This window comes from Kineosporia corallincola (genome assembly GCF_018499875.1).
Lineage (GTDB): Bacteria > Actinomycetota > Actinomycetes > Actinomycetales > Kineosporiaceae > Kineosporia > Kineosporia corallincola.
The window spans coordinates 54,724-72,489 of sequence record NZ_JAHBAY010000010.1 but is presented as its reverse complement, the minus strand read 5'-3'; the positions used below and the strand labels follow the sequence as shown (position 1 = coordinate 72,489).

General features: G+C 66.4%; 28 protein-coding genes and 1 pseudogene. 27 read left to right on the top strand and 2 right to left on the bottom strand.

What is annotated here, in order from left to right; all coding sequences use genetic code 11:
• Positions 1 to 77 precede the first annotated feature (77 nt).
• A pseudogene (locus KIH74_RS23060) lies at positions 78 to 1,430 on the top strand (LON peptidase substrate-binding domain-containing protein); the annotation flags it as partial.
• A 42-nt stretch (positions 1,431 to 1,472) separates the two neighbouring features.
• Here KIH74_RS23060 and KIH74_RS23055 read toward each other — a convergent pair.
• Complete coding sequence (locus KIH74_RS23055; RefSeq protein ID WP_214158209.1) at positions 1,473 to 2,633, bottom strand: tyrosine-type recombinase/integrase; 1,161 nt, start codon at positions 2,631 to 2,633, stop codon at positions 1,473 to 1,475.
• Positions 2,634 to 2,737: 104 nt separating this feature from the next.
• Here KIH74_RS23055 and KIH74_RS23050 point away from each other — a divergent pair, with 104 nt between their 5' ends.
• The 15 genes from KIH74_RS23050 (at position 2,738) to KIH74_RS39315 (ending at position 8,285) form a co-directional block, all read left to right on the top strand.
• Entirely contained in the window at positions 2,738 to 2,941 is a 204-nt protein-coding gene (locus KIH74_RS23050; RefSeq protein WP_214158208.1) for a helix-turn-helix domain-containing protein, read from the top strand.
• A 102-nt stretch (positions 2,942 to 3,043) separates the two neighbouring features.
• The gene (locus KIH74_RS23045) at positions 3,044 to 3,295 is read left to right on the top strand and encodes a hypothetical protein (RefSeq protein ID WP_214158207.1); all 252 of its coding nucleotides are present in this window, start codon (positions 3,044 to 3,046) and stop codon (positions 3,293 to 3,295) included.
• Positions 3,295 to 3,444: a hypothetical protein gene (locus KIH74_RS23040; protein ID WP_214158206.1), complete on the top strand. Its 150-nt coding sequence runs from the start codon at positions 3,295 to 3,297 to the stop codon at positions 3,442 to 3,444. Before KIH74_RS23045 ends, KIH74_RS23040 begins: the two co-directional genes overlap by 1 nt.
• Before the next feature lie 411 nt (positions 3,445 to 3,855).
• A complete protein-coding gene (locus KIH74_RS23035) occupies positions 3,856 to 4,095 on the top strand; it encodes a hypothetical protein (RefSeq protein WP_214158205.1) in 240 nt (79 codons plus the stop codon).
• Positions 4,095 to 4,283, top strand: coding sequence for a hypothetical protein (locus tag KIH74_RS23030; RefSeq protein WP_214158204.1), 189 nt, complete (start codon positions 4,095 to 4,097; stop codon positions 4,281 to 4,283). The genes KIH74_RS23035 and KIH74_RS23030 overlap by 1 nt, the downstream gene beginning before the upstream one ends.
• Positions 4,283 to 4,477 (top strand): hypothetical protein, encoded by a 195-nt coding sequence (locus KIH74_RS23025; RefSeq protein ID WP_214158203.1) that lies wholly within the window; start codon positions 4,283 to 4,285, stop codon positions 4,475 to 4,477. Before KIH74_RS23030 ends, KIH74_RS23025 begins: the two co-directional genes overlap by 1 nt.
• A complete protein-coding gene (locus KIH74_RS23020) occupies positions 4,474 to 5,223 on the top strand; it encodes a hypothetical protein (protein WP_214158202.1) in 750 nt (249 codons plus the stop codon). The genes KIH74_RS23025 and KIH74_RS23020 overlap by 4 nt, the downstream gene beginning before the upstream one ends.
• Positions 5,220 to 5,393, top strand: a complete 174-nt coding sequence (locus tag KIH74_RS23015) for a hypothetical protein (RefSeq protein WP_214158201.1) — start codon at positions 5,220 to 5,222, stop codon at positions 5,391 to 5,393. The genes KIH74_RS23020 and KIH74_RS23015 overlap by 4 nt, the downstream gene beginning before the upstream one ends.
• 178 nt (positions 5,394 to 5,571) lie before the next feature.
• On the top strand, positions 5,572 to 6,303 hold the full coding sequence (locus tag KIH74_RS23010; protein ID WP_214158200.1) for a M15 family metallopeptidase: 732 nt from the start codon (positions 5,572 to 5,574) through the stop codon (positions 6,301 to 6,303).
• A gap of 5 nt (positions 6,304 to 6,308) precedes the next feature.
• A complete protein-coding gene (locus KIH74_RS23005; protein ID WP_214158199.1) occupies positions 6,309 to 6,665 on the top strand; it encodes a hypothetical protein in 357 nt (118 codons plus the stop codon).
• A gap of 14 nt (positions 6,666 to 6,679) precedes the next feature.
• Complete coding sequence (locus KIH74_RS37945; RefSeq protein WP_281418094.1) at positions 6,680 to 6,814, top strand: hypothetical protein; 135 nt, start codon at positions 6,680 to 6,682, stop codon at positions 6,812 to 6,814.
• Positions 6,807 to 7,340 (top strand): hypothetical protein, encoded by a 534-nt coding sequence (locus KIH74_RS23000; RefSeq protein ID WP_214158198.1) that lies wholly within the window; start codon positions 6,807 to 6,809, stop codon positions 7,338 to 7,340. The genes KIH74_RS37945 and KIH74_RS23000 overlap by 8 nt, the downstream gene beginning before the upstream one ends.
• Positions 7,341 to 7,351: 11 nt before the next feature.
• Positions 7,352 to 7,603 carry a hypothetical protein gene (locus KIH74_RS22995; protein ID WP_214158197.1) on the top strand — a complete coding sequence of 84 codons (252 nt, stop codon included), beginning with the start codon at positions 7,352 to 7,354 and terminating at the stop codon, positions 7,601 to 7,603.
• A 143-nt stretch (positions 7,604 to 7,746) separates the two neighbouring features.
• Positions 7,747 to 7,974, top strand: a complete 228-nt coding sequence (locus KIH74_RS22990; protein ID WP_214158196.1) for a hypothetical protein — start codon at positions 7,747 to 7,749, stop codon at positions 7,972 to 7,974.
• Positions 7,974 to 8,285, top strand: a complete 312-nt coding sequence (locus KIH74_RS39315) for an HNH endonuclease (protein WP_214158195.1) — start codon at positions 7,974 to 7,976, stop codon at positions 8,283 to 8,285. Before KIH74_RS22990 ends, KIH74_RS39315 begins: the two co-directional genes overlap by 1 nt.
• Positions 8,286 to 8,568: 283 nt before the next feature.
• Here KIH74_RS39315 and KIH74_RS36845 read toward each other — a convergent pair whose 3' ends face one another.
• On the bottom strand, positions 8,569 to 8,982 hold the full coding sequence (locus tag KIH74_RS36845; RefSeq protein WP_246572949.1) for a hypothetical protein: 414 nt from the start codon (positions 8,980 to 8,982) through the stop codon (positions 8,569 to 8,571).
• Here KIH74_RS36845 and KIH74_RS39310 point away from each other — a divergent pair.
• From KIH74_RS39310 to KIH74_RS22930, 11 genes are all read left to right on the top strand, one after another.
• Positions 8,875 to 9,147 carry an HNH endonuclease gene (locus KIH74_RS39310; RefSeq protein WP_372492118.1) on the top strand — a complete coding sequence of 91 codons (273 nt, stop codon included), beginning with the start codon at positions 8,875 to 8,877 and terminating at the stop codon, positions 9,145 to 9,147. The two genes, KIH74_RS36845 and KIH74_RS39310, sit on opposite strands and share 108 nt — an antisense overlap.
• On the top strand, positions 9,069 to 9,530 hold the full coding sequence (locus KIH74_RS22975; protein WP_214158436.1) for a phage terminase small subunit: 462 nt from the start codon (positions 9,069 to 9,071) through the stop codon (positions 9,528 to 9,530). Before KIH74_RS39310 ends, KIH74_RS22975 begins: the two co-directional genes overlap by 79 nt.
• 57 nt (positions 9,531 to 9,587) lie before the next feature.
• A complete protein-coding gene (locus tag KIH74_RS22970; RefSeq protein WP_214158193.1) occupies positions 9,588 to 11,180 on the top strand; it encodes a terminase large subunit domain-containing protein in 1,593 nt (530 codons plus the stop codon).
• Positions 11,181 to 11,192: 12 nt separating this feature from the next.
• Complete coding sequence (locus KIH74_RS22965) at positions 11,193 to 12,653, top strand: hypothetical protein (protein WP_214158192.1); 1,461 nt, start codon at positions 11,193 to 11,195, stop codon at positions 12,651 to 12,653.
• The gene (locus KIH74_RS22960) at positions 12,640 to 13,512 is read left to right on the top strand and encodes a hypothetical protein (protein WP_214158191.1); all 873 of its coding nucleotides are present in this window, start codon (positions 12,640 to 12,642) and stop codon (positions 13,510 to 13,512) included. Before KIH74_RS22965 ends, KIH74_RS22960 begins: the two co-directional genes overlap by 14 nt.
• Before the next feature lie 72 nt (positions 13,513 to 13,584).
• Positions 13,585 to 14,340, top strand: coding sequence for a FliH/SctL family protein (locus tag KIH74_RS22955; RefSeq protein ID WP_214158190.1), 756 nt, complete (start codon positions 13,585 to 13,587; stop codon positions 14,338 to 14,340).
• Between the two features lie 155 nt (positions 14,341 to 14,495).
• On the top strand, positions 14,496 to 14,909 hold the full coding sequence (locus tag KIH74_RS22950) for a hypothetical protein (RefSeq protein WP_214158189.1): 414 nt from the start codon (positions 14,496 to 14,498) through the stop codon (positions 14,907 to 14,909).
• Between the two features lie 14 nt (positions 14,910 to 14,923).
• Entirely contained in the window at positions 14,924 to 15,961 is a 1,038-nt protein-coding gene (locus tag KIH74_RS22945; RefSeq protein WP_214158188.1) for a major capsid protein, read from the top strand.
• A complete protein-coding gene (locus KIH74_RS22940) occupies positions 15,961 to 16,506 on the top strand; it encodes a hypothetical protein (RefSeq protein ID WP_214158187.1) in 546 nt (181 codons plus the stop codon). The genes KIH74_RS22945 and KIH74_RS22940 overlap by 1 nt, the downstream gene beginning before the upstream one ends.
• A 6-nt stretch (positions 16,507 to 16,512) precedes the next feature.
• Positions 16,513 to 16,827 carry a hypothetical protein gene (locus KIH74_RS22935; protein ID WP_214158186.1) on the top strand — a complete coding sequence of 105 codons (315 nt, stop codon included), beginning with the start codon at positions 16,513 to 16,515 and terminating at the stop codon, positions 16,825 to 16,827.
• A 23-nt stretch (positions 16,828 to 16,850) separates the two neighbouring features.
• Positions 16,851 to 17,762 (top strand): hypothetical protein, encoded by a 912-nt coding sequence (locus KIH74_RS22930; RefSeq protein WP_214158185.1) that lies wholly within the window; start codon positions 16,851 to 16,853, stop codon positions 17,760 to 17,762.
• Positions 17,763 to 17,766: the final 4 nt, after the last annotated feature.

Below are 17,766 nucleotides of genomic sequence, written 5' to 3'. Positions count from 1 at the left end.
GAGCTCACGCCGGCCCGGCGATGATCCGCCGACGGCGAACACGGAACTAAGTAATCAAGTAATCGCATTGACCGGGCATGACCACCCAGACCTACCCCGTCCTGTTCCTCGATGATGTCGTCGTCCTCCCGGGCATGGCCCTGCCCATCGAGCTGACGGCGCAGGCCCAGCAGACCATCGACGCCGCGCGGGCCGCGCGCGGTGCCTCGAAGAAGCCGCTGGAGGTGCTCGCTGTTCCCCGGATCGACGGGAAGAGCGGCGTGATCGGCTCGATCGTCCAGGTCGTGCAGATCGGCCGGCTGCCCGGCGGTGAGCCGGCCGCGGTGCTGCGGGCGGGCGCCCGCGCCCGGATCGGCCAGGGCGTGGTGGGCACCGGTGCCGCGCTGTGGGTGGAGGCCGAGACGCTGGAGCCGGAGAGGGTGACCGGCCGGGTGCGGGAGAAGGCCGCCGAGTTCAAGCAGGTGCTCACCACGGTGCTCCAGCAGCGCAACAACTGGCAGGTGCTGGACGCGGTGCAGCGGATGAGCGACCCGTCCGAGCTGGCCGACGTGGCCGGCTACGCCACCTGGATCGAGACCGCCGAGAAGGTCACCCTGCTGGAGACCCTCGACGTGGAGAAGCGCCTGGACTTCCTGCTGGAGCGCGGCCGGGCGCACCTGGCCGAGATGGAGGTCACCGGCAAGATCGCCGAGGACGTCCAGGAGGGCATGGAGAAGACGCAGCGCGAGTACCTGCTGCGCCAGCAGCTCGCGGCCATCCGCAAGGAGCTGGGCGAGGAGGACGCCGGCGGGTCCGGCGACTACCGCTCGCGGGTGGAGGCGGCCGACCTGCCGGAGAAGGTGCGGGCCGCGGCGCTGGCCGAGGTGGACAAGCTGGAGCGGGGCTCGGACGCCTCGCCGGAGACCGGCTGGATCCGGACCTGGCTGGACACCGTGCTCGGCCTGCCGTGGAGCAGCCGCACGGTCGACAGCACCGACATCCGGCACGCCCGTGAGGTTCTCGACGCCGACCACACCGGCCTGGACGACGTGAAGGAGCGGATCGTCGAGCACCTGGCCGTGCGCGCCCGCCGGGCCTCGCGGGGCCTGGAGGTCGTCGGCGGGCGGGGCTCGGGCGCGGTGCTGGCCCTGGTCGGCCCGCCCGGGGTGGGCAAGACCTCGCTGGGCGAGTCGGTGGCCCGGGCGCTGGGCCGCGAGTTCGTCCGGGTCGCGCTGGGCGGCGTGCGCGACGAGGCGGAGATCCGCGGGCACCGGCGCACCTACGTGGGCGCACTGCCCGGGCGGCTGGTGCGGGCGCTCCAGGAGGCCGGCACGATGAACCCGGTGGTGCTGCTGGACGAGATCGACAAGGTCGGCTCGGACTTCCGCGGCGATCCGGCGGCGGCGCTGCTGGAGGTGCTCGACCCGGCGCAGAACCACACCTTCCGCAATGCTTTGCAGGTCAGCCCCCTACACGCATCAGCCATGGCACGATCAAGGCACACCATCCGAGCCATGGTCTAGATCCCCCGCCACCCGCGCCTCCCCCCACGCGTCATCCACCGCGCTCCGCAGGACCGTGTCAACAGCCCGCAGCAGATGCCCGTACGTCACCTCCACCTGCCGAACCCCCTTATGCCCAAGCCGCCGCGCAATGGCCAGCAATGGCACATTCGCCCGGATCAGCACCGACGCGTGGTGATGACGCAGATCGTGCGTAGAAGCACTCAGACCCGCCCGTCGAGCCGCACGCTCCAGATGCCCCGAGTAAGCGTCATAGCCCCACGGCCGGCCCTCCGCATCGGTGAACGCGACGCTCTGCCCGGCGGTCGGGTGCTCGGCGAAGTAGTCACGCAGCAGGCAGACCAGGACGTCGCCGATGACGACGTCGCGGCGCGACTGAGGCGTCTTCATCGGGATACGCACCCGCCGCCGCCGATGGAGCTGCTCCCGGAACCGGATCACCTTCGCGTCCAGATCGATCTCAATCGGTTCGCCGGCTCCGGGCGGCAGCAGTCCAAGTACCTCCTGGACCCGGGCCCCTGTGTGCGCCTGGACTTCCGCGATGATCCGTCGCCGTGGATCCATCTGCGCGAGGATCGCCGCGACGTCCTCTACCTCCAGCGGGACGAAGGGCGTCGGCTCGGCCGCGTCATCCTTGATGGCGATCTTGTGGGTCGCGTACGTGGGCTTGATGTCCTGGTCCCGGATCGCCATGTTCAGCGCCGAGCTGACCAGCGCCAGGGTTGCCTCGACGGTGGCCTCGGACGATCCCGTGCGCATCCGAGTGGCCCATGCCTGGACGTGTGACCAGCGGACGCGGCGGGCAGGCATTCTCCCCAGTGGGGTGGTCGCGATGTGGAGGCGGAGCCTGCGGCGCATGGCCTCGATGGATGCCTCTGCGAGGTCGGATTCCCTGAGGCTGATGTACTTCTCAATGAGGGCCGCGACGGTGATCTTGGTGTCGTAGCCCTCGTTTTCGTCGACGGCTTTGGCGCGCTCCATCTTGGTCACATGCTGGCGGGCGTCTTCCTTGCGGAGGCCGTGTTTGAGGAGGAATGTCTTTTTCTGGCTCGCGCCGGCCTCATCGCGCCACCGGGCGAGGTACCCGCGGGCTTTGCCTGCCTGGTCGTAGAGGGTCTCGATGGAGCCCATGCGCGCCACCCTTCTTGCTCGTCGTGGTGTTCTCCACGCTACCCCCGGTAGCATGAGGACTACATTGGTGAGCGTAGGCGATCCAATTCGACCAGGAGGCTGACATGCCGAAAAAGACCATGCTGCGGATCGAGGATCTGCTGCTGCGGTACGGGACCGGCGGGAAAAAGGTTTCCCGAGCTACGTGGAGTCGATGGGACCGAAACGGCGAGGTTCCGCCCTCTTTCATGGTGGGCGGTGTCCGGTTTTTCGACCCGGACGACGTGACCGCCTGGGAAGAAAAGCGCAAGACGCGCACCGCTTCCTGAGCCATGCCCCAATGAGAGGTCCCTGTAACACCGTCGGTGGTGCGTGCGATACTGCATCGTCTGGTGGCGTCAGGGGAGGCAGGGCACGTGAGCAGACAAGTCGTGACGATCGCCGGGGCCCGGTACCAGCTGCTGCGGCGCGATGACGGGCCCGGCTGGTGGTGCCACCCGATGGACGAGGAGCAGGCCCGGCGTCGGTTGCCTGTCCGGTACGCGACGGGAATTCCGTGGAGTGAACCGGCCGCTGATCCCGTCGGCGATCTGATGGCGGCCAGTCATCGCGCGTTCGACCGCTTCCTGCTCGGTGACCTCGTCGTTGACCCGTCGGCCGGCATCAAAGTGACAGCTACCTGATGGCCGAGATCACCGAAAACGGGATCCTGAAAGCCACATCCACCCCCGAGGACCGGCACCAAGCGGCCATCACGCTGGCCGAGATCGCCATCCGCGCCAGAGCCGAAACCGACCTCCGCGACGCCCTCAACATGATCGGAGTTCCGTGAGGCTCCCCCGTTGGCTTCGCCGTCGGCCACGTCACGCACGGCACCCGCTGACACAGGACTGGGTGGGCCCGTACCTGGCCAGGATGAGGCGAGAGGCACAAGGGTGAGCAGCCAATACCGTGCGATCTGGCTACGCCTCGCGCACTCCGCCGCCCGAGCCGGAATCGACGTGCCGAACACCGCGGGTCGCGTAGCCGAGTGCTGGCAGGAGGCGCGCCTCAACCGCCTCGCACCCTTGCTGGGCGAGTCGTGACCACCGACCCGCGATGCCCGGCCGAGAAAGTCATCCCGTGGGCACGGCCCGTCCGCTGCTGGATGCCGGCGAACCACCGGGGCGACCACGAATACGCCACGGCAGACAGATACGGCCCGCGATGCGTGTGGCTAGGCGAGAGGACCAAGAAGGGCCCGATGCCCGCCTTCCACGTCGCTTCCTACGGCGGCAGGCGACTGCCTGAGCCCGGCGACCGGCTGAAGATCATCGGCAAGCACTACATGGGCGGCCCGCTCTATGGCCTTGCAGACGACGACGAGCACTTCGACGCAGTCCTCTACAGCCGCTGCACTAACGATCCACTGCTTGTTCTGGTCATGACAGCAGACGAGTACACGCGCCAGCATGCGCTACTCAACCCGACCGTGGAGGACTGATGCTCGCGTACGACATCGAGGCCGAGATCGCCGCTGCGAAGGTGCGGCTCGGGTATCGGGCGGACGAGCCCGTCGATGGGCCAACCGTCTGCGCCGAACTGCCCGATCACATGCACGGAGCGTTCTGGGAGCGACAGATCAACTGGTGGGCTCAGATCAACGACGTCGACCCGAATGCGGAGGTCTGATGCCTGGGCATGGTCTGGCCTACGAGCGGCTGTCGAACGGCCTGCGAGCGACGACCGAGCCAGCCCGGCGGGATGAACTCCTCGATGAGTGGATCGATATGCGAGACCTCGCCACGAACTACGACGCCGATCAATGGGGACTGAATCCCGACGATCCGATGTGGGACCAGCTCGATCAGCAGGAGGCACGATGACACAGACCTTGCTCGCGTGCGGGGTGTGCGGGGCCGAGACACGGGACCTATACCTGTGCCGGTACTGCCTCGCCCAACTCGCGGGGCTGATCGCGGACACACCGGCGCTCATCGTCGACCTCAACATCACCCTCGCCCGGCAAGACGCCATCACCCTCACCGAACAAGGCAGCAAGCCCGGACAGAATGCAGCCCCCCTCCCGATCAACACGCACGCGCTCGACGCCCTCACCGAAATCCGCTCCGCCATCAAAGGAATCAGCTCCCACCCCGACCACCGCCGACCCGATGAACAAGCCCGCCTCACCGCCCGGATGCCATCCGTCGGGGCGCGTCTCACCGCCCTCAAGGTCGCATACAATCTCGCGTTGAAGGTCATCGACCGGCCCGCATCGAAGTGGTTCTTTGGCCACTGCGAGGCCTGCGGCATGGCAATGTGCGGGCCCCCCGACGCGCTCAGGGTCACCTGCGTGTGCGACCGCGGCTACGACGCGACCGTCCTGAGGACCCGGCAATGGGAAGCCGTCGGGGAATCCCTGGTCCGGCGTAGCGAGGCCGTATCGCTGATCTCGGCCCGCTACCACGTCGACCGGCCCGAGACCGTCCGCAAGGCCATCGACCTGTGGATCCACCGGGGCGCACTCGAAGACCGAGCCGGGTGGGTGCGCTTCGGGGACGTAGACGCACTCTGGCGCAAACGGCTGAGGATGCGGGCCCGGAAAGCCGAACTGGCGAGAGCGTCATGAGTCTCATCTGCTCCATCTGCCTCTACCACCCTGCCCCCGACGGCGAGGACACCGACACCCTCACCGTCATCAACGGCCACCTCACGTGCGTCTACCACGCCGGCTTCGTCGCGGGCGCCGACCACGGCCAGGCATTGATCGCTGTGCTTCGACAGCATGAGGGCGGTTGACCATCAATCAAGTTGGGCCATCCGGGAACGCCTATTTGACGCTCGAACCATCGCGTGCAACCATTCGAACGTCAGAGTCGTGAAGTGCATCCGACAACGACACCCCCACACTCGAAACCCTCTCGCCAACCCCCCGTGGCGAGAGGGTTTCGTCATGCCCGGCCCAGGGAGGCGGACCATGGCCACCAGCTACAACGGATGGCGAGTCCTCACCACCGCCCCCACCCGCTTCACCGCCGGCGGACGCTCCTGGTACGCCGCCAACCGCGACGTCGCCACCGTCTTCGCCTACCTGATCGGCCGTTTCGACCGCGAAGTCGAGTCCGTCGACGCGGGCCAGCTCGATGACTGGTCCTACGCCGTTCGGCCCGTCCGTGGGCAGAGCACCGGCTACAGCTGCCACGCCTCCGCGACCGCGATCGACATCAACGCGCTTCGGCATCCCCGCGGCTCCCACGGCACCTTCAGCATGAAGACCAAGACCGCGGTCCGGCGCATCCTCGCCGACATCAACCGGGACGATCAGATCGTCCGCTGGGGCGAAGACTTCAGCGCCACCATCGACGGGATGCACTTCGAAATCGTCGCCGGAGAACGCGCCGTCCGACAGGCCGCCGAACGCATCCGAGCCCTCCAGGAGGACGACGTGACCCCCGAAGACCGCAACCAGATCGCCGAACTCGCCGCGAAGAAAGTCCTCGCCGGCCTCCGCGACCTCCTTCTCACCGACCGCTTCATCCCCAACGAGAAGGTCACCCCCGACGAACAGCCCCACGCCGACATGACCTTCGCCGGATGCCTGTCCAACATCGAGCTCAACCAGGACCAGCAAACCCGCTCCGACGGCCTCCGACACGCCGAAATCATGACCGCGCTCGCCAAGCTCGGCGCCGCACCCGCGAAGAAGTAACGCTCATGCTGGCCGCCCTGGCCGCGGCCGCCGACGCAGTGAAACAGGCGCCCGAGGGCTTCGACCTGCAAAGCATCCTTCAGTCGTACGGCGTCCAGTTCGGTTTCCTGGCGTTCGTCCTCGCGTGCGTCGCCTTCCGGAAGTTTTTCGTTCCCGAGTGGACACTCCGGAAGGAAGAAGAGCGCCACGCAGCCGACAACGCCGCCCGAGACGAACGGATCGCGCACCTCGAAGACCAGGTGCAGCGCCTCCAAGACCTCACCGGGAAAGAACTTATGCCCGCGCTCGCCCGGGCGACGGACATCAACGCTCGCTTCGTCGAGGAGATGACCGCCCGACGGATCACCGAGGGCCGGGGATGAAGGTGGCCGACGACTTGAGCGAGCGCACCGACGAGATCATCCGCGAGGGTGCCGCACTCGCCATCGCAGCGAACCAGATGGCCGACGAACTCGAGGTGAGCCTCCTGGAACTGCTCCGGGTGCACCTGCAAGGAGAAACGGATGACTGACCCCGTCGAGATCCAGAGCCTCAACGCCCGGGTCGACGAGGCCATTGCCGGTGTGCGTGAACTGCGGCGCTCGGTCGAAGGCATGACCCATGCCACCGTTGAACTGAGCGCAATCCAGCGGGAGCAAGCGAACCTCCGGGCCAAGGCCGAAGCCGCCGAGGCACTCGCGAAGAAGACACAGGCCGTGAACGACGCCCGGGCCAAGCGAACCCGTAAAGGTCTGCGTCAGCTCACCGTCGCGCTCATCCTCGTCCTGGCCGCCCTGGCGATCGCTGTCGGCACGGTCGCTGTGGTTGTCGCGAACGACGCTGCCGACCGCGCGCGGGAACTCATCGACGACGCCAACCGCAACCGATACCCCTCCTGCATCCAACGAAACGCCAGCAGCGAGGTCCAAATCCAGCGCGAACGCGTCCTCGCCGCCATCCCCGGACTCGACCCCATCGAAGCCCAAGCCCACGCCGACTCCGCCACCGCACTCGAACACCTGCTCGTCGACTGCGAGCAGTACCGCCAAACCCCCTAAAGGACGCCACCGTGACCCGCGAACCCCTCATCACCCGCGCCGGCCTCACCTCCGCCGTCACCGCAGTCATCGCGCTCCTCACCGCCTACGGCCTCGACATCACCGACGACCAGCAGGCCGCGATCCTCGGGATCATCGCCGTCGCCGCACCCCTCATCGTCGCCGTCACCAGCCGCATGCTCGTCACCCCCATCGCCGACCCCCGCGACGAACTCGGCGACCGCCTCATCCCCGAACCCACCATCAGCGACCCCCTCGACTAATGGACCCCGACCTACGCCACCCCAACGACCACGAACACCAACGGTTCTGGCGCGGAATCATCATCGGCGTCCTAATCTGCATGCCCCTCTGGGTCGCATTCGGATACGCCATCGCAGCCACCGCCCACTAAGGGAGGCCCGCCATGGCTGAAGGGACCGGACTGCCACCCGCGCTAATCACCTACTGGACCAAGGGGGAAGGCGCCGGAAAGATCGGCTGGGGCAAGGACGGCGACTTCGAATCCTGTAAACGCGAAATCCAGCAGGCCATCACAGAAGACGGCAAGAAGCCCCTCGCACCCAACGTCATCAACGGGCTCTGCTCAACGCTTCACCTCATCGCCACCGGCTCACGACCCGGAAAACACTGATGCCCTGGTCAGCCAGCCCACGCACCGCATCCAGCAAGCGCACCAGCACCTACCACTGGCAGCAGCACATCAGGCCGGCCGCACTCGCCCGCGACCAATACCAGTGCACACACGTCGAACACGGAGCACGGTGCGCGGCCCCTGCCGAACAGGTCGACCACGTCACGCCCGCCAGTACCGGTGGCACCGACGACCTGGGCAACGCAGCAAGCCTCTGCCTGACGCATCACAAGGCGAAGATCCAAGCAGAGGCAGCAGCAGCCCGACCAAGCGCCCGCAGGCCGGCACAGCGCCACCCAGGACTCCTCTAACCCCCCGGGGGCCACCCCCCACCCCGGGCCTAGACCAACGCCGGAGCGCACTGGTCCTCGGGCTGGCTGCGATACTGGGGTTTATGTAACTCGTTTATAAGAGCTGCATCTCAAGTAGAATGTGGGCATGAACTGCGAGGTCTGCAACGCGCCCCTTCCGCCCTACCCGGGTAAGGGAAGGCCGCGAAAGGTCTGCAGTTCCCGTTGCCACCAATGGCGACGGGCACATCCGGACGGCCAGGCACCGACGTGGCTGGCCGAGCGCCACTGCCTTTACTGCTCGCTACCGATCGAGTCGGCGGATATAAGGATCAAGTTCTGCAATGAGGTCTGCCGGCGCCGTTCGGCTGCCGGGAGTTCCGTCGGCAAGATGCGGACCTGTCGATTCTGTGACGTCGAGTTCACAGTCTCCAATGGCAAGCAGTTGTACTGCTCCACCGAGTGCCGCCTGAAGTACAACCGGCAGTTCGGAAGTTCGACTGCGCTCCGGCGTCAGGCTCGTCGTCGCGGCGCTCAGACCATTGGCCGCTTCACGATGCGCGACATCGTGCGACGAGACGGTTGGATCTGCGCACTTTGCCTCGGCCCCATTGACTGGCGTATTCGCGGGGATCGCTACGAAGAAGCGACCGTGGATCACATCGTCCCGATTACGGCTGGCGGCGAACACGCGCTGGCGAACGCTCAGCTCGCCCACTGGACTTGCAATGCAGCCAAGCGCAACTCAACGGACGTCGTCGCGATGTCGGTACCCGAACGAGGCAGGAAGAGGGTGATTGCCCGATGGCCGGTCGAGGCCCAGCCCCCAAGCCTTCCTCTCGTCGGGTCCGAACCAATGGCGGGCCCACTCCAGAACGCCTGATTGAGCACACCCCGACTTTTCCGCGTGAGTTGCCCGATGACCTTCTGGAATACGACGAGGTCTGGCACCCGGCGACAATCCGCTGGTGGAATCGTTGGTGCGAGTCGCCGCTGATCGAGACGTGGTCCGAGGTGGACTGGTCCGAACTTGAGGCCTGCGCGGTTCTCCATCACGAGTTCATGAAGAAGCGAACCTTCACCCTCGCTTCGGAAATCCGTTTGCGGGTGGCTAAGTTCGGCGCCACCCCAGAGGACAGGGCCCGTCTGCGGATCGTTTTCGCGGACGCAGATGAGAAAGATTCTCGCCGCCAAGCCAAGCCTGGATTATCTTCTCGTGAGCGTCTTGGGGTTCTGAAGTCTCTTCCCTCTGCGTCGTCGGAGTAGTTCTTGCCGTGGCGTCCGTCTGAGCCGGGCGAGGTTCCGACGCTCGGGTTCGAGTGCTTGGACTGGCTGACGGAGAATCTGGCGCGCCCGGAGTTGGATGATTATCAGCCGTTCGTGCCGACGCGCGAGCAGGCTGAGTTCATTCTTCGCTTCTACGAGCTGGATCCACTGACGGGCAAGCGGAAGATTCGCCGGGGCGTGATCAGTCGGCCGCGTGGTTGGGGCAAGTCGCCTTTCACCGCGGCGATGGCCTGCCTGGAAGGGCTGGGCCCGGTGCAGTTCGGTGGCTGGGATGCGGATGGCCGCCCCGTGGGTGAGCCGTGGTCGCGTACTCGTCGGCCGCTGGTGGAGATTGCCGCGGTGTCTGAGTCGCAGGTGGACACGAACACGTGGGCGCCGCTGCTGGACATGCTGACTCGTGGCCCGGTGCTCGAGAACTATCCGGGCGTCGAGCCGTTGGGAACGTTCATCAATCTGCCGTTCGGGCGGATCCAGAAGCGCACTGCGGCGGCCGGATCGGCCAAGGGCGCACCGGCGGTGTTCGTTGTGTGTGACCAGACTGAGGAATGGACGCCCGGCAACGGCGGGAAGAACCTGTTCAACAAGCTGAAGAACAACGTGATCAAGCGCGGCGGTCACCTGCTGGAGTCACCGAACGCGTATACGCCGGGTATGGATTCGGTGGCCGAGTCCTCGATGCAGGCGTACATGGCGATCCGGTCGGGCAAGGCGCGGATCGACGACGGCCTGATGTTCGACCATCGCGAGGCGCCGGCGGCGACGGATATGGCCGATGGCGACTCCCTCATCGCGGGGCTCGCGGTTGCTTACGGTGACTCGGCGGATGTTGAGTCGTGTGCGATTCACAATCCTTCGTGCCACCGCCCTGGCTGGGTGGACCTTGATCACATTCGCTCGAGCATCTGGGAGCCGGATGCCGACCCGCAGGTGTCGCGGTCGGACTGGCTGAACCAGGTGACGCACGCCGCGGACTCATGGCTGTCGCAGCCGGAGTGGGCGGCGTGCACGGATGCCGCGAAGGTGCTGGCGGACAAGGAAGCCATCACGCTCGGGTTCGACGGTTCGGTGCGCGATGACGCTTCTGCCCTCGTCGCGTGCCGGATCAGCGACGGCCACCTGACGCTCTTGGAGTGCTGGGAGAAACCGAACCACGCCCCGGAGAACTGGCAGGTTGACCGTGAGGCCGTGGACTATGCGGTCGCGGCGGCATTCGAGCGGTACACGGTGCTCGGTTTCTACTGCGACCCGGCGCTCTGGCAGGACTACGTTGACCGCTGGACGCACCAGTACGGCGAACGCCTGAAGGTGCGCGCGTCGCAGCATCGTCCGATGGAGTGGTGGACGAACCGGCCGGTGGCGATGGTCGCGGCGCTTGAGCGTTTCCATACTGCTGTGCTGGCGCAGTCGCTTTCGCATGACGGTAACGGAATTTTGGCGTCGCATGTCTTGAACGCTCGTCGGCGTCCTAGCCGTGCTGGGATCACCATCAGCAAGGAACACCCGAAGAGTCAGCGGAAGATCGACGCCGCCATGGCGGCCACGCTGGCGTACGAGTGCCGGTCGGATGCGATCGCGGCGGGTGTCCAGCCGACGAAGCCTACGTTTTACGTGCCGCGCAAGATCTACTAGGGAGGCCCGACGATGCCGATCGACGTCAAGGAGCCTCTGTCTGCGGGCTGGTGGATGGCTCGGCTGTCGCGGAAGCTGTACGACACCCGCCGCCTGAATCGTTTGGAACGGCTGGACGCTCGGTGGCGTGGCGAACCGCCGCTGCCGCAGGGCGCTGGCGCGTGGAAGCCGGCGTTTTCGGCTTTCCAGCGGCAGTCGCGGCTGAATTTGGCGAGTCTGTTGGTGGAGTCGTGCCGTAACCGGATGACGCCGCGTGGTGTTCGGACTTCGGCCGATGGTGACGCGACGGGTGACGCTGAGGCGTGGCGGATTTGGACGCGCGCGTACATGTCGCTGGTTGAGCCTGAGGTTCATCGGCTGATGCTCAGGTTCGGTGAGTCGTTCGCGCTGACATCGCCAGTGGACCCTGATACGGGCGTACCGGTAGTGACGGCTGAGGATCCGCGGTCGGTGGTTTCGGAGCAGGATCCGTTGCAGCCGTGGAAGACGGTCGCTGGTCTGAAGGTATACCGGGATCACATTGCGGGTGAGGATGTCGCGTTGCTGTACCGGCCTGGCCGGCTCGATGCGGCGGTGCAGCCGTTCAAGCGTGGCGAGGGGATCGCGGAGGCGGCGGATCCGGGGCGTTTCAGTGATCGGTGGGAGTGGTCGGTCTCTCGGTCGCGGAGTTTGCCGCCGGGTCTGATGCCGCTGGTTCGTTTCGAGAATCATGAGGGTGTGGCCGAGTTCGAGCGTCACACGGATCTTCTCGATCGGATCAACGCCGAGATTCTTCGCCAGATGGTGATCACTCAGCTGCAAGCTTTCAGGCAGCGGGGTATGCAGGGCCTGCCGGTTGCTGATGACGCGGGCGAGCCGATTGACTGGACCGGAATGTTCGACGCGGACCCGGGCTCGTTGTGGGCTATTCCGCCGGATGTGACGGTCTGGGAGTCTCAGACGGTTGACATCACACCGATTTTGACGGCGATCCGGGACTCGCTTCGACAGCTCGCGGCAGTGACAGCGACGACGGTCCACACGCTGGACCCGGGCGGCGAGAACCAGAGCGCTGAGGGCGCGGCGAACGCGAAAGAGGCGCAGACGTTCAAGATTCAGGATCGGATCACGCTGGCGAATCCTCGCTGGTCGCAGGTGATGAGGAACTGTTTCTTGTGGATGGCCGAAGACGCCGGAGACGAGGAGATCAGGCAGGCTGCTCTTGATCGCGCCGATCTGAACGGGATCTCGCTGATCTGGGACAAGCCAGATAAGCCGTCGCTGTCGGAGCGCGCTTCCGCGGCAGCCCAAGCAGCAGCTGCTGGTGTGCCGTGGCGAACCATCATGATCGAGATCATGGACTTCTCGCCGGACCAGGTGGACCGGATGGAAGTCGAGCGTGATGACGACCTGCTGTTCGCGCAGCGTCTGGCGTCCGTGAAGGCCGCGACAACGTCACCGCAGCAACCTGAGCCCGCTGATGCCGCGGCCTGATCCGGCTCTGGTCGCCGAGTCTCTGGCACTGGTGCAGGCGCAGGCTGCTGCCCGGTGGGAAATCGCGGCGATCACGCAGGCTTCGGTCCGGGCGGAGGTTGCCGCGTTCGCTGGCTGGTACTCGTCCGCTGACATCTCGTCGTGGGTGGCGCGGCTGGCGAAAATGACGAGGGCGTCGCAGCGGCAGACGGCATCGTCGACGTCGGCGTTCGGTCTGCGGTTGTTGCGGTTGGTGTCGGGCCGGCAGGCGAGCCGCGGCCGGGTCGATGTGGATCGGCTGTGGGGTGGAGTGCCGTTGGAGTCGGTGTACGCCAGGCTCGCGGACGATTACCGGTTCCTGCGTGCGACCGAGCCGTTGTCTGACGATCAGGTGCTGGAGAGGGTTGTTCAGCGTGCGGGAGCGCAGACCGATCAGGCGCTGACGTTGGCGATGCGCGCTCAATGGCAGGCGGATGCTGAGCGTTCGCCGGTGGTGTCCTTGTACCGGCGGGTGATTCACCCGGAGGTCGCGACTGAGGCTAGTGCCCGCGATGGTGAGGCTCCGCCGCTGCCGTGTGGGTTGTGTGTGGTTGTCGCTGACCGGGTTTACAAGGTCGCTGAGCTGCTGCCGGTGCATACGTTCTGCCGGTGCACGGTGGCTCCGATCGTGGGTGCTGCTGGCGGGTCTGGTGATCCGGGTCTGTCTCTGAATCAGGCCGATCTGGAGCGGATTTACGCGCTGGGTGGGGGGACGTCGGCGGCGGTGCTGGCGAAGGTGAGGGTCGCGGTGCGCGAGCATGGCGAGCTTGGTCCGGTGCTCCGCTCGGCAGCTGATGAGTTCCGTGGCCCTGACCAGGTGAAGGCCGCCGCCACCCGCTGAATCCACCCGGGTCCGCCGGGTGTACCTCAGGGCTGTCCCGCATGGGTGCCCACGTCCCGCATGGGAGAAGCAATGCGCATCGCCACAGCCTCGACAGCCAAGCTGACTATGAGCCACGAGCAAAAGGACTGGCTGGCCGGCGTCTTCGCCAAGAACCGGGCCATCTACGGTGACGCGCGAATGTCTCTCGCGGCGCCGGAGCCGGAGGCTCAGTCAGACCCGGAAACGTCCGTCACTGAACCGAGGCCGTTCGGCGAGATGACGGCAGACGAGAAGGTCGAGTTCCTCCTCGCCAAGACCCGCAAGCAGGAGGACGCGCTCAAGGGCAAGACGGCCGATCCGGATGCGCGTGCTCAGGCGAAGCGGATCCGGGAGATGGAGAAGCAGCTCGCCGAGGCCAACGAGCTGAAGGCCAGCCTGGAGGCTGCGTCGCAGACCGAGGCGGAACGGGCGGTGAAGAAGGCTGCCGAGGAGGGCCAGAAAATGGGCCGGGAAGCGGCTCTCGCGGAGGCACGTAAGACCTACGGTTCGCAGCTCGTCGGGGTCAAGATCGACGCCGCTGCCGAGCGCAAGGGTATGACGCCCGAGCAGATGCGGACGGTAGCTGGCGACCTGTCACGCTTCCTCGACGACGACGGCGTTGACGACGATGCCGTGAAGGCGTGGATCGACGCGCTGCCAGACAAGGCGGCGGTCCCCGAGAAGCTCTCCCCCGGCGACCTGGGCGGCGGAAAGCGCGAATCGGCGAAGCTCGGCGACTACGAACGTGGTCGCCTCGAAGCCCAGCAGAAGGCGGAGCGACAGCGTAAGCAGCTCGCCAACGGCTAGTGCATCCGGGCAATCGGACCGCTGTATTTCCGACGGCCACCTAGTCCCCCGGATCCGTCCGGGACAACTGAATAACCCTCCCGCAAGGGAGATCCAAGAAGGGCGCCACCGATCTGGTGGCGCCCTTCGTCGTTCCCGAACGGAGAGGACGGGCCATGCAGCTCGGAATCACAACTCGGACGTACGGCGATGGCGACCAGTCCTGGCTGGGTTCGCGCGACGGCACGGACGTCCCCCAAACCTGCACCATCGCCACATCGACCCTGACCGCCGGGACGCACTTTCCCGACGGCTACATCCCCAGTGGCACCCCGCTGGCCCGGTTCACGTCCGGGGGCAACGCCGGCCGGTACACGGTCCTGAACAACGCGGCATCCGACGGGTCTCAGACGCTCGTCGGGTACCTGCTAACTGACCAGCCGGTCCGCGACGCCGCGGCCCCCCTGGTGGCCTCGTACATCTATCGGGGTCGCATCCGGATCCCGCGGCTGCCGTCTTTCGCGCAGTCGCTCATCACGTCCGGCGTGCAGTCGGGCAACCCGCGCTTTATCTACACCACCATCGCCTGAGAGGGGTGACCTGAATGGCTCTCTGGACTTCCGCGATCACCCCGGCGTATCTCACCGGCTACGTTCGCGACAGCCTGGCCTCACGCCCGGTCAATGAGTTCGCGCTGCGGCAGTGGCTGCCGACGCGGCCGCTCAAGGATCTCGACTTCCGCTACGCGTCTGGGACGGGCGGACTCCGCCGGGCGGCCTCGGCGCGAGGCTGGGACGCCGAGCCGAAGATCAGCAAGCGCAAGCAGGTGCAGCGCAAGAGCGGTGAGATGGCGCCGTTCTCGGTGCAGAAGCGGGTCGGTGAGTACGAGCGGCTGCGGCTGCGCGGCGACATCGACGCGGACGTGGCCGAGATCCTCAAGCGCGACGGCCTGGACTGCGCCATCGAACTCGAGTCACGCCTCGAAATGCTCCGCGGCGAGGCTCTGTTCAACGCGGCGCTGACGATCGACGAGAACGAGTTTTACCAGCAGATCGACTTCGGCCGGGACGCCAACCATTCGCAGACGGCCCCTACCCTGTGGTCGAACACGGGATCCGCGGATCCGATCGCCGACCTGGTGTCGTACAACCAGCAGTACATCGACAAGAACGGCGTCCCTCCGGGCGTCATCCTGACCTCGACGAAGGTCCGGGGCCTGCTCACCCGAAACGCCACCGTGCGGTCGGCGTTCGGCACTACCGCCGGCACGCCTACGATCGTTTCTCCGGACAAGCTGAGCCAGATCCTCCAGTCCTTCGATCTTCCGCCGATCGTCACGTACGACGTGAAGTACGAGAACGCTTCCGGTGTCGCCACTCGAGTCACGCCGGATGACTCGATCCTGATGCTTCCCCCGCCGGTCGCCCCCGACGCCTGGGAGGCCACCCAGCTCGGAGCAACCAACGTCGGCCAGACCTTGGAGGCCGAGGAGCCGGAGTACGGCCTTGCCGGCAACGAGCCGGGCATCGTCGTGGCGGCGCACCGCACGGACCGGCCGATCTCGGTGTGGACGGACGCGAACGTCATCGCAATGCCGCACCTGGCAAACCCGGACCTGACGTTCAAGGTCAAGGTCGCCTGATGGGCTGGGTTCTGGCCAGTGCGGTCACGGTGGACGGCGAGGTCTACGCGGAAGGCACCATGCCGCCACCCGACGTCGCCACCCGGATCGGTGAGCATGCCCGCCGGTATGTCGAAGAGGGCGGTTCGCTCGTTTCCGAGGTTGTGGAAATCGAGCCGGAGCCGATCCAGATCGAGGATCCGAGTATGGAAGCGGAGGGCATCACGGAAGTGAATCCCCCGGTGGATGAGGTCGCCTCGGAGGCGGCCGAGGTACGCGCCCCGGAGGAGGACGCCGAGGGCGAGGGTGTCTCCCTGGACCCTGGCCCGACCATGGTGGGGCCGGAGGTTGAGAAGGTCGAGGCTCCGGAGGATTTCGAGGCGCAGGCTAGCGAGGCTGCGGAGGGATCTAAGCCTCAGGTTGAGGTCCCTCCGAAGCGGGGCCCGGGTTCGGCGAAGTCGGCGTGGGCTGACTATGCGCGCGCGAACGACGTCGCTGTCGATCCGGGTGCGTCCAGAGACGACATCATCCGCGACCTCGAAGACGCCGGCGTCCCGACCGAGTGAGGCACGATGGCCGACTATCTGGTGGGTCAGGACGCGATCAGTGTGCACCGGAAGACGACGACGGCGGGCGTGGCCGATTCGGTCACGTTCGCTGGTCGCCGTCTGACAGCTGAGGTCACGAACTGGTCGGCGGCCGATGACGCCGTGCTGTTTTTCACCGTGGATGGTTCGGATCCGGCTGTGGACGGTGACCGGACGACCGCGTTGGGTCCTGGTGGGATCGTTGAGGTCGAGGACCGTCGTCGATCGAATGACACGCTGATCCGGCTGGTTTCAGCTGTCCCGGTGACGTACTCGGTGACTGCGGCGGCTTACCGGTGAAAGGCCGCCGGTCCCTGGTGTCGATGCGTTCCGAGGCTGGTGATGTCGCCGCGCTGTCGTCCGAGGTCGCGACCGTGAAGGCTGCCGGTGAAGCCGGCAGTAGCGCGGCGATGGCTCGGGCGGATGCGTCGATGCGGGTGGCAAACACTGCTCGTGCTGCGGCGTCTGAGGTCGCGGCTCGGGCTGACGATTTGGCGGCGTTGGCGTCGACGGTGAAGTCGGCGATGCAGGCGTCGATTCAGGATCGTGCTGGGTTGCATCAGCAGGCGGATTCGCTGGCCGTGCAGGTTGACGCGCTGATTCCGAGCGTGGCGGGTAAGGCTTCGGCGGAGACGGTCAGTAGGGTCGTCGCGGATTTGTCGGCGCTCACGTCGACGGTCGGTGGATACAGCGCACAGGTGTCGGCGCTGGCGACGGTGGTGGCTAGTCGCGCTTCCCAGCAGGCCCTCGACGCGCTGACTTCCGTGGTCGGGGTGAAGGCCGCGCAGGCCGCAGTCGACGGCTTGAATTCGCGGGTGACGGCAGCCGAAACGAGTCTCGCTTCCGCTGTGAACGCGCTGGCTGGTAAAGCGTCCCAGACTGCTGTGGATGGCCTGGCTGGGTCGGTGTCTGTTCTCCAGACCGGGCTGTCGGCGCTGGCTGCCAGGGTCGCGACGCTGGAGCTGAGGCCGACGGTGACGGTCCGGCAGGCACGGGATACGGGTCTGCCGGCGATCGCGTTGCTGGCGTCGGTGGACCGGACGTTTACTTGGGCGACGCCGATGCCGTCGGCGTCGTACTCGATCAAGCCAAGCGTTGAGGGCCCGGCGGGGTTGGGGCAGCTGACAGCAGCTGTGAAGTCGCAGACCGCGGCCGGTTGCGTGATCACGGTGAAGGCCGCGGTGGCGGTGGCGGCGGGTCAGGTCCTCGATGTTCTTGCTATCCACTCGACGTAGGAGG

Coding starts and splice junctions, on each gene's coding strand:
- KIH74_RS23055 (WP_214158209.1), bottom strand. CDS start 2,633: ATGGGCTCCATCGAGACCCTCTACGACCAGGCAGGCAAAGCCCGCGGG.
- KIH74_RS23050 (WP_214158208.1), top strand. CDS start 2,738: ATGCCGAAAAAGACCATGCTGCGGATCGAGGATCTGCTGCTGCGGTAC.
- KIH74_RS23040 (WP_214158206.1), top strand. CDS start 3,295: ATGGCCGAGATCACCGAAAACGGGATCCTGAAAGCCACATCCACCCCC.
- KIH74_RS23035 (WP_214158205.1), top strand. CDS start 3,856: ATGCCCGCCTTCCACGTCGCTTCCTACGGCGGCAGGCGACTGCCTGAG.
- KIH74_RS23030 (WP_214158204.1), top strand. CDS start 4,095: ATGCTCGCGTACGACATCGAGGCCGAGATCGCCGCTGCGAAGGTGCGG.
- KIH74_RS23025 (WP_214158203.1), top strand. CDS start 4,283: ATGCCTGGGCATGGTCTGGCCTACGAGCGGCTGTCGAACGGCCTGCGA.
- KIH74_RS23020 (WP_214158202.1), top strand. CDS start 4,474: ATGACACAGACCTTGCTCGCGTGCGGGGTGTGCGGGGCCGAGACACGG.
- KIH74_RS23015 (WP_214158201.1), top strand. CDS start 5,220: ATGAGTCTCATCTGCTCCATCTGCCTCTACCACCCTGCCCCCGACGGC.
- KIH74_RS23010 (WP_214158200.1), top strand. CDS start 5,572: ATGGCCACCAGCTACAACGGATGGCGAGTCCTCACCACCGCCCCCACC.
- KIH74_RS23005 (WP_214158199.1), top strand. CDS start 6,309: ATGCTGGCCGCCCTGGCCGCGGCCGCCGACGCAGTGAAACAGGCGCCC.
- KIH74_RS23000 (WP_214158198.1), top strand. CDS start 6,807: ATGACTGACCCCGTCGAGATCCAGAGCCTCAACGCCCGGGTCGACGAG.
- KIH74_RS22990 (WP_214158196.1), top strand. CDS start 7,747: ATGGCTGAAGGGACCGGACTGCCACCCGCGCTAATCACCTACTGGACC.
- KIH74_RS39315 (WP_214158195.1), top strand. CDS start 7,974: ATGCCCTGGTCAGCCAGCCCACGCACCGCATCCAGCAAGCGCACCAGC.
- KIH74_RS22975 (WP_214158436.1), top strand. CDS start 9,069: ATGGCCGGTCGAGGCCCAGCCCCCAAGCCTTCCTCTCGTCGGGTCCGA.
- KIH74_RS22965 (WP_214158192.1), top strand. CDS start 11,193: ATGCCGATCGACGTCAAGGAGCCTCTGTCTGCGGGCTGGTGGATGGCT.
- KIH74_RS22960 (WP_214158191.1), top strand. CDS start 12,640: ATGCCGCGGCCTGATCCGGCTCTGGTCGCCGAGTCTCTGGCACTGGTG.
- KIH74_RS22955 (WP_214158190.1), top strand. CDS start 13,585: ATGCGCATCGCCACAGCCTCGACAGCCAAGCTGACTATGAGCCACGAG.
- KIH74_RS22950 (WP_214158189.1), top strand. CDS start 14,496: ATGCAGCTCGGAATCACAACTCGGACGTACGGCGATGGCGACCAGTCC.
- KIH74_RS22945 (WP_214158188.1), top strand. CDS start 14,924: ATGGCTCTCTGGACTTCCGCGATCACCCCGGCGTATCTCACCGGCTAC.
- KIH74_RS22940 (WP_214158187.1), top strand. CDS start 15,961: ATGGGCTGGGTTCTGGCCAGTGCGGTCACGGTGGACGGCGAGGTCTAC.
- KIH74_RS22935 (WP_214158186.1), top strand. CDS start 16,513: ATGGCCGACTATCTGGTGGGTCAGGACGCGATCAGTGTGCACCGGAAG.
- KIH74_RS22930 (WP_214158185.1), top strand. CDS start 16,851: ATGCGTTCCGAGGCTGGTGATGTCGCCGCGCTGTCGTCCGAGGTCGCG.